The 8,193-nt window shown below is 65.2% G+C and carries 9 protein-coding genes; 6 read left to right on the top strand and 3 right to left on the bottom strand.

What is annotated here, in order from left to right:
- A complete protein-coding gene (locus H1B27_RS33325; RefSeq protein ID WP_197968955.1) occupies positions 1-258 on the top strand; it encodes a hypothetical protein in 258 nt (85 codons plus the stop codon).
- A gap of 40 nt (positions 259-298) precedes the next feature.
- Here H1B27_RS33325 and H1B27_RS33330 read toward each other — a convergent pair whose 3' ends face one another.
- Positions 299-1,234 (bottom strand): LysR family transcriptional regulator, encoded by a 936-nt coding sequence (locus H1B27_RS33330; protein ID WP_197968956.1) that lies wholly within the window; start codon positions 1,232-1,234, stop codon positions 299-301.
- Positions 1,235-1,351: 117 nt separating this feature from the next.
- Here H1B27_RS33330 and H1B27_RS33335 point away from each other — a divergent pair, with 117 nt between their 5' ends.
- From H1B27_RS33335 to wrbA, 3 genes are all read left to right on the top strand, one after another.
- Positions 1,352-2,104: an SDR family NAD(P)-dependent oxidoreductase gene (locus H1B27_RS33335; RefSeq protein WP_197968957.1), complete on the top strand. Its 753-nt coding sequence runs from the start codon at positions 1,352-1,354 to the stop codon at positions 2,102-2,104.
- 38 nt (positions 2,105-2,142) lie between these two features.
- Positions 2,143-2,841 carry a pirin family protein gene (locus H1B27_RS33340; RefSeq protein WP_197968958.1) on the top strand — a complete coding sequence of 233 codons (699 nt, stop codon included), beginning with the start codon at positions 2,143-2,145 and terminating at the stop codon, positions 2,839-2,841.
- A gap of 142 nt (positions 2,842-2,983) precedes the next feature.
- Positions 2,984-3,583, top strand: a complete 600-nt coding sequence (gene wrbA, locus H1B27_RS33345) for an NAD(P)H:quinone oxidoreductase (RefSeq protein WP_197968959.1) — start codon at positions 2,984-2,986, stop codon at positions 3,581-3,583.
- Between the two features lie 397 nt (positions 3,584-3,980).
- On the opposite strand, the gene H1B27_RS33350 is transcribed toward wrbA, so the two are convergent.
- Together H1B27_RS33350 and H1B27_RS33355 are read right to left on the bottom strand one after the other, a co-directional pair.
- Positions 3,981-5,126, bottom strand: a complete 1,146-nt coding sequence (locus H1B27_RS33350) for a GNAT family N-acetyltransferase (RefSeq protein WP_197968960.1) — start codon at positions 5,124-5,126, stop codon at positions 3,981-3,983.
- A 119-nt stretch (positions 5,127-5,245) separates the two neighbouring features.
- The gene (locus tag H1B27_RS33355) at positions 5,246-6,598 is read right to left on the bottom strand and encodes an O-antigen ligase family protein (RefSeq protein WP_197968961.1); all 1,353 of its coding nucleotides are present in this window, start codon (positions 6,596-6,598) and stop codon (positions 5,246-5,248) included.
- Positions 6,599-6,915: 317 nt separating this feature from the next.
- Here H1B27_RS33355 and H1B27_RS33360 point away from each other — a divergent pair, with 317 nt between their 5' ends.
- Together H1B27_RS33360 and H1B27_RS33365 are read left to right on the top strand one after the other, a co-directional pair.
- Entirely contained in the window at positions 6,916-7,899 is a 984-nt protein-coding gene (locus tag H1B27_RS33360) for a glycosyltransferase (protein ID WP_197968962.1), read from the top strand.
- Positions 7,900-7,968: 69 nt separating this feature from the next.
- Positions 7,969-8,193 (top strand): transposase (locus tag H1B27_RS33365; protein ID WP_197968963.1); only part of this gene is annotated, 225 nt, incomplete at its 3' end.

Below are 8,193 nucleotides of genomic sequence, written 5' to 3' on the forward strand. Positions count from 1 at the left end.
ATGCGAAATGTTGGAACCATCGACCTCGCATTGGACGAGATGCTGGTGAATCTCGCCGCGATCGTCTTGCGGCTTTCAAAGCCCGAGCTGACGCGAACACCGGAAGCGCGGCGGGCGCTGGCGCAATCCGTCCATCAATATGCGGTGTGCGCGAAGCGTTCGAACGACCCGCGCGTTCACGAATTGAAGTCGCAGCTGGAAGAAACGCTGAAGCCGAGCTTGCGCATCGTCGCGATCGACGGCGTGGAGATATCGTAGTTCAGCACCGTCATTGCCGAGGTCGTTGAAGGTGCTCGTTCTACGACGCCTTCGCCTTTCCGCGCGTCCGCCGCTTGCAGGTCCCCGGCAGCTTGGCCGCCAGGAAATCGCCGAGCGCCTCGACGCGCGCGGGACGCGGGCCGCCGGGCGGCGTCACCAGGTGCACGGCACCTTCGGCCTGCGTCCAGTCCTTCAGGATGACTTCGACCTCGCCGGAGGAAATGGCTTCGCCGACGATGAACTCGGGCAGCTCGGCGATGCCGAGGCCGGCGATCAGTGCCGGCATCACGGCTTCGCCGTTGTTGACGCGAAGCTGTCCTCCAGGGCGCACGCTGGCCTGCTCGCCGGCCGAATTGGTGTAGTGCCAGACGTTCGGCGTCGAGAGATAGGCGTAGCTGAAGCACTTGTGCTGGGCGAGATGCATCGGATGCGTCGGCCGTCCGTGGCGTTTCAGGTATGACGGCGCGGCGACCGTGTAGCGCGGCATGGTGAAGAGCCGCCGCGCGATCAGCGAAGAGTCCGGCAGCCGCGCGATCCGCACCGCCATGTCGAAGCCCTCGCCGATCAGATCGATGGTCGCATCGCTCAAGTGCAGATCGACCGAGACTTCCGGATAGGCCTCGAAGAACTCCGGCAGCAGCGGCGCCACGGCCTTGATGCCGAACGTCATGGGGACGGCGAGCCGCACCAGCCCGCGCGGCGCGACCGATTGCGCCAGCGCCTCGTTCTCCGCCGCCTCGCCGTCGGCCAGCAACCGCGTCGCGCGCTCCGCCAGCTTGTGCCCGGCGTCGGTCAGCGCGAGCCGCCGCGAGGTGCGGTTGAACAGCCGCGCGCCGAGCCGCTCCTCCAGCCGGGTCACTGCCTTGGACACCGTCGCCTTGGACATCGCCAGCTCGCTCGCCGCCCCCGCAAACGACCGTAATTCCACGACTTTTGCGAAAATCGCGAGCGCTTCGAAATCGGGGAGTTTTGCCATGCGAGCGGCCTTAAAAGGGCGGTTAAGGAAACAATGAGTTTCAACAGTTTCTATTTCTATACCACAGGCGGAAGCTTATCCAAAGGTCATCGGAAATTCAGGAAATGGAGAAATCCAATGACCAAGAAGCTCTCAGGCAAGGTTGCCCTCGTCACCGGCGGCTCGCGCGGCATCGGCGCGGCTTCTGCTCGCGCTCTCGCCGATGAAGGCGCGGATGTCGCCATCAGCTACGTCGCTTCGCCCGAGAAGGCCGAGGCCGTCGTCGCTGAATTGAAGGCGAAGGGCGTCAGGGCGCGCGCCTTCAAGGCGGACCAGGCTTCCGCGAAGGACGTGACGCAGCTCGTCAACGATGTCGCCAAGGAGTTCGGCCATCTCGATATCCTCGTCAACAACGCCGGCGTTGCCGCCGGCGGCGCGATCGACGATCCCAAAGCCGACCCAGACGCGTTTGCCCGCCAGGATGCTATCAACGTGCACGGCGTGATCGCGGCGATCCGCGCCGCCTCGCAATTGATGGGTGAAGGCGGACGCATCGTCACCGTCGGCTCGATGCTCGCCGACCGCGCCTCGTTCCCGGGCCTTGCCGACTACGTCGCGACCAAGGCGGCCGTGGTCGGTTACACCAAGGGCGCGGCGCGCGACCTCGGACCGCGCGGCATCACCGTCAACGTGGTGCAGCCCGGCTCGATCGACACCGATATGAATCCGAAGGACGGCGGCGAGTTCGCCGAGACCCAGCGCAAGCAGCACGCGCTCCAGCGCTTCGGCCGTCCCGAGGAAGTCGCAGCCGGAATCCTCTTCCTCGCAAGCCCGGAGGCCTCCTTCGTCACCGGCACGGTGCTCAATGTCGACGGCGGGTTCGGCGCCTGATCAAGGCGCAACCTGTTCAAGTAAAGGGAATTATGCAGATGATCGAACTCAGACCTTTCGCAAAGCTCGGCGGTGCCGACCACGGCTGGCTCAAGGCCAAGCATCATTTCTCCTTCGCCAGCCACTATGACCCGAACAACATGGGCCACGGCGCCTTGCGGGTGTGGAACGACGACGAGATCGCACCGAACACCGGCTTTCCCGCCCATCCCCACGCCAACATGGAAATCATCACCTATGTGCGCGAGGGCGCAATCACCCATCAGGACAGCCTCGGCAACGAGGGCCGGACTGAAGCGGGCGACGTGCAGGTGATGAGCGCCGGCAGCGGCATCCGCCACTCCGAATACAATCTCGAGCCGACCAGGACGCGGATCTTCCAAATCTGGATCGAGCCGACCGCGCGAGGCGGCCAGCCGACCTGGGGCTCGAAACCGTTCCCGAGGGCGGACCGCTCCGGCAAGCTCGTCACCATTGCGAGCGGCTTCGGGGACGATGCGGACGCACTGCCGATCCGCGCCGACGCGCGGGTGCTCGCCACCACGCTGAAGGCCGGCGAGAGCGCCGAGTACGAGCCGCAGCAGTCGCGGCATCTCTACCTCGTGCCCGCGGCGGGCTCCGTCGAGATCAACGGCGTCCGCGTCAATGCCCGCGACGGCGCCGCGATCCGCGACGAGGCCAAGCTGAAGATCACGGCGCTCGAAGACTCAGAGCTCGTGCTCGTCGACGCGGCCTAGCTGTCCTCTCTCCGTCATGGCCGGGCCTGTCCCAGCCATCCACGGCTTTCCACGAGCAAACAAGAACGTGGATGCCCGGGACAAGCCCGGGCATGGCGACCCGAACAATCATCCATCAAACCTGAATCCAACGGAGACCACCATGACCAAAGTTCTCGTCCTCTATTACTCCGCCTATGGCCATATCGAAGCCATGGCCAATGCCGTCGCCGAAGGCGCGAGCGAAGCCGGCGCCATCGTCGACATCAAGCGCGTGCCGGAACTGGTGCCGACCGAGGTCGCGAAGGCCTCGCACTACAAGCTCGATCAGGCCGCGCCGGTGGCTAAGATCGAGGATCTCGCCAACTACGACGCGATCATCGTCGGCACCGGCACCCGCTTCGGCCGGATGGCCTCGCAGATGGCGAACTTCCTCGACCAGGCCGGCGGGCTGTGGGCCAAGGGCGCGCTGCACGGCAAGGTCGGCGGCGCCTTCACCTCCACCGCGACCCAGCACGGTGGCCAGGAGACCACGCTATTCTCGATCATCACCAACCTCTTGCATTTCGGCATGGTGGTGGTCGGCATGAACTACGGCTTCGCCGGCCAGATGAAGCTCGACGAGGTCACCGGCGGGGCGCCCTACGGCGCCACCACCATCACCGGCGGCGACGGCAGCCGCCAGCCCAGCGCCAACGAGCTCGCCGGCGCACGCTATCAGGGCCGCCAGATCGCGGAGACCGCGAAGAAGCTGCACGGCTGAGCTGCACGACTGAGCTGCACGGTTCGGCTTTGCATGGCTGATGCGACCTGGGCGGCGTTCTCATGCGGGAATGCCGCCCCATCTGCAGCTCGAGCGCAATGAGATCAGGACGAATCGTCATTGCGCTTTGGCTCTATTATTGGAGCATGATCCGTTCGGAACGCTGCTGCTCAGCCTTCCGGGATCATGCTCCAGGATATTCGACGAAGAACGATACGAATGGCCTTCGAACTCTTGTTGATCGCGCAGATGATCCGCAAGCCCGCGCAGGCGCTCGCGCGTCGCTGGTATTGTCGCAGCCTATTCCGCGCCTCGCGCGGCCGGCTTCGCTGCGCCAGTTGCACGGGATCGTAGAGCCTGCTCGGCCGGCGCGAACGCTGCACCCTGCAGCACTTTATTATCGGATTCCCTTGCCCATCGCCCGCGCCGCGAGGGAGGCGAGTTTCGGATAGCGGCGCAGGCCCTGCGCGGCGTGGTCGCGCCAGGCGTAGGGCAACCCGCGCCAGGACAGCGCCACGCTGACATCGGTCAGCGGCACCCTCTCGGCGCCGAAGCGCCGCTTGTAGTCCTGGTTGCCGATGCTGAGATCGAAGCGGCGGATGCCTTGCGCATGCAGCGCGGCCATGGTGCGCTCGGTGACGAGCAGACCCGGCGAACAGCTCGACCATGCATCGCTGGCGTGACTGATGCGCAGCAGGAGATAGGTCGCGCCATGCTTGACGCCGAGCGCGGTGGCGACGACGCCCTCGTCGCACACCAGCGCCGAGGCAATGGCATAACCTTCCGCGACGCCATGGCGGACGACCTCGCGATAGAACCGCGCATGGGTCTCGTCGTTGAGGACGAACGGCGAGCCGAGTTTTTGCATGCGCGCCTGCTGCTGCATATCCATCACGTCCAGCAGTTCATGCGCGCGCCCGACGTTGGTGGCGATCTCGAAGCGCGCGCCGGCATGGCGGCTGAAAACTCGCCAGCAGCGCGGCATCTGCAGGCGCTTGATCGAGGCCTGGTAGTCGCGATAGTCATCGCCCATCAGCACGAGATTGCCGTTGAGCGAGGAGGATCCGATCCGCCCGAGCGACACCAGCGGATTGGGCTTGCCTCCGACCTGCGCCGGCATCTTCCTCAGGCGGAGCAGATCGAAACGATCGGGCAACGCGCGCAAAGCGTCGATCAGCGCCTTGTTGATCGCATCCGTCGCCTCCGCATCCAACGTAGCATCGAGCGCCAGGATCGGCGCATTGTTGTCGGAGACCCCGAGGTCTGCGAACTCGACGATGCGGATGCCACGCCTGACATGGCCGATCATCGGCACGATCGCGATGTCCTTGCCAGTGGCGGCATCGAAGATCACGGCGATCAGCGGGGAGACGTCGTGAAACGCCCCGTACCAGGCGTCGAGCCAGTCAACATGCTGGAACGCGGTGCGGTGCCCGGTGCTCAGGCGCGAGGCCACGTGCCGCCAGTCACGCGCGAAATCGATTGCGATTCCCGACGTGCTGGACACCTGGCCGTCTAGTTGCTCGACGCTGAGAAACGTCATTCCGCTGGACATACGATTACTGAATGTTTCCCGATAGATTATGTTTTGCTGCAGACCACAAGCAACCTCGCCGCTTATCGTTAAGCCGGTGTCACCGGCGGCTTGGCTGCGACAAGCTGTCAGCGTTTCGGCTCTATTTGCTCGACGCATTGGAACCTTGCCAGAAAGTGCAGGCCGGCCACGGCAAGAGCGAACATGAACCAGATCGGATTCTGCCGTTCGAGCAGGAAGGTCTCGGTGGCTCCGTAGTACAGGCCGAACAACCACACGGTCAGGAACAGCTTGGCCAGTGCGCCGCTGCGGCTGTGGGCCTGGGCCGTCTGGAAGTTGCCGAGCGGAGCGACCACGAAGGCGAGGATCACGAGCATCAGCCCCGGCAGACCGATGGTGACCGCGAGGTCGAGATAGCTGTTGTGGCTGTGCGCCGCGGTTGTCGCCCATTCGGCGCCCTGGGCGGTCTGCCGCGCGGTCACGTCGTCCCAGAACGCCGCATAGCCGTGACCGATGATCGGCTTCTCCGCGACGGCCGCGAGCGCAAACTCCCAGATCGCGGAACGGCCGGTGAAGGTGGGATCGAGCGGAAGCAGCCGGGTCATCGCCCCGAGCGCCGGGCTCATGACGCTGCCGACCGTCAAAAGGTTCATCAGGATCAGCGGCACGAAGCAGATGATCCGCTTCAGCCACAGGCCCGGCGTGACATAGACCAGCGAGGCGAGAGCGTAGATCGCAAGGCACAGCACCGAGGACGTCTTGCCGCCGGTGAAGATCAGGAAGATGCCGGCCAGCGCTGCGACCGCCGGCCCCATCACGAACGAGCCCACCGCGGACAGGTAGATGCCGACATAGACCAGGATCGTCATCACCGGCGAAGCGATATTCTTGTGGGCAAAGCTGCCGCGCCAGTCGCCGGCAAGTTGCGGCTCGGTGATGTCGAGGGCCGTGTGGATCGCGTATTGCGGCGCGAGGAAGACGCCGAGATAGCAGAGCGCGAGCAGCACGAGCGCGGCGATACCGAGGCAAAAATTGAAGCTGCGCTGCGTCGGCGGCAACAGCGGCAGCAAGACGGCGAGCGAGGTCACGCTGGCCGCGAGCACGAACCGCTGGAGCGAAACGCCGCGGTTCTCGGAGAAGGCGATGTTGATCAGCAGCCAGCCGACGAGGCAGAGGTGCAGCGGCGTCACCAGGGTCCTCAGCGACGGAGCATCGGTGGCGGCGGCGAGCAGAACCGCGACCACAGCCAGGAGGCCGAAGGAGATGTAGGTCAGTGCCATGCGTCCGCCGACGACGGCGACGAGGTCGGGATTGCGCAGGTCCGGGAACGGATCGAGCGTGACCAGCACCAGCAGCAGCGCCGCGACGGCGACGAGGCAGCGCGCCGCGTGCGCGGCATTCAGCCTCGCGAGCCTATCGCGCAGGACGTGGCCGAACGACCGGGTCTCGACGTCGGTGATGTCAGCGGCGCTGCGATCCAAGCTGCAATCCATGGGCAGGTGATGGAGCCGGGGAAGCTCCAGGTTCTAGCTCATCCCCGTTAACCTTCCGTCAACCAGCATCGCGACGATGGCGGACACTGGTGCAGCCGGGCTGCAGCCGCACTCTTCCAGATTTGGTACCGGCGCGATGGCACCGGCTTAACGCTAATACACGAAACCGGCGCCGCGCAGACCTTCGCGGCGACGCTGCGACCGTAATGGGGATATCATCCGCAACGGCCGAGATTGCCTTCGCTGGCGTTGGCAGCGCGGCAGATGCGCCCTGGTTAATAGTCCATTAAAAGACGAGCCGCCGCTTGATCACCGCCGACGACGTTCTCGAACTTCCGGTTGCGCCGCGCGCGCCGGCGGGCCTGCGCAGCCTGCTGCCGGCGAATTCGGTCGCGGTGTCCATTGTCATTCCCGCCAAGAACGCAGCAGCCTATCTCGCCGAAACTCTCGCGAGCGCGCTGACGCAAGGCGATGTCGGCGAGGTGATCGTCGTGGACGACGGCTCGACCGACGATACCGTGGCAATCGTCCGCGCCGTGCGCGATCCGCGGCTGCGCCTGTTGCACAACGACGCTGCCGGCGTGTCGGCGGCACGCAATCTCGGCGCCCGGCATGCGAACGGCGAGTGGCTTCTCTTCCTGGATGCCGACGACCGCCTGCGGCCCGGTGCGGTCGCGGCGCTGCTGTCGGCGGCGCGCGGCGCTCCGCGCGCGATTCTCGTCTACGGCGACTACAATACGATCGATGGCGAAGGACGGCAGATCGGCCGGCGCGACCTGTTGAGGGGACGCCGCAAGCCGTCCGGCGACGTGCTGGTGCAGCTCACGGCCGGGAACTTCATCGTCAACGGCGGCATTGTGCTGACACGTGCGGACGCTTTCCGCGCCGTCGGCGGCTTCGACGTCTCGCTCAGATATTGCGAGGACTGGCATTGCTGGTGCCGCCTTGCAGCGATCGGCGAGTTCGCATTCGCGCCGAAGCTTCTGCTCGACTATCGCCTGCATACGTCCAACACGATGAACGCGGCGGTGCGAACCCCGCAGGATTTCCTGCCTGCGGTCGCGCGGGTCTTCGACGACGGGCTGATCCTGGCGCGACTCCCCGAGGGCGCGGCGAGCGGATTGCGCCAGGCCGCCGAGATTCATCTCGTCACCTATTCGGCGATGCAAGCGGTCCGCTTCGGCAGATATCGCGAAGCCTTCGCCTATCTCGCGATGATCGGCCGGCTATCGCTCGGATCGCTGCCACGCGCCGCGATCAGGGTCGCGCTCGCCCGCTTCGGCATCTAGGTTCTGTACTCAAACCCCTTGCGAGTGACGAGGCGGAGTGATTCAAGGCTTCCCAAAAGGGAGGTCCTGATGGCCCGCTTTGATCTTTCAGACGCCGAGTGGACAATCATCTCTCCGCTGTTACCTGGGGCGGAAGGCAAGAAGAATGGCCGGCCGCGGCCGGATGATCGCAAGGTGCTCAACGGCATCTTCTTCGTCCTGCGTACGGGGACACCCTGGCGCGATCTGCCGGAGCGCTATGGCCCTTACACAACAGCCTACAACCGCTTCAATCGATGGGCCAAGAAGGGCATC

The sequence above is a fragment of the Bradyrhizobium diversitatis genome, from assembly GCF_016031635.1.
Taxonomy (GTDB): domain Bacteria; phylum Pseudomonadota; class Alphaproteobacteria; order Rhizobiales; family Xanthobacteraceae; genus Bradyrhizobium; species Bradyrhizobium diversitatis.

Coding starts and splice junctions, on each gene's coding strand:
- H1B27_RS33340 (WP_197968958.1), top strand. CDS start 2,143: ATGATCGAACTCAGACCTTTCGCAAAGCTCGGCGGTGCCGACCACGGC.
- H1B27_RS33335 (WP_197968957.1), top strand. CDS start 1,352: ATGACCAAGAAGCTCTCAGGCAAGGTTGCCCTCGTCACCGGCGGCTCG.
- H1B27_RS33350 (WP_197968960.1), bottom strand. CDS start 5,126: ATGACGTTTCTCAGCGTCGAGCAACTAGACGGCCAGGTGTCCAGCACG.
- H1B27_RS33325 (WP_197968955.1), top strand. CDS start 1: ATGCGAAATGTTGGAACCATCGACCTCGCATTGGACGAGATGCTGGTG.
- H1B27_RS33330 (WP_197968956.1), bottom strand. CDS start 1,234: ATGGCAAAACTCCCCGATTTCGAAGCGCTCGCGATTTTCGCAAAAGTC.
- wrbA (WP_197968959.1), top strand. CDS start 2,984: ATGACCAAAGTTCTCGTCCTCTATTACTCCGCCTATGGCCATATCGAA.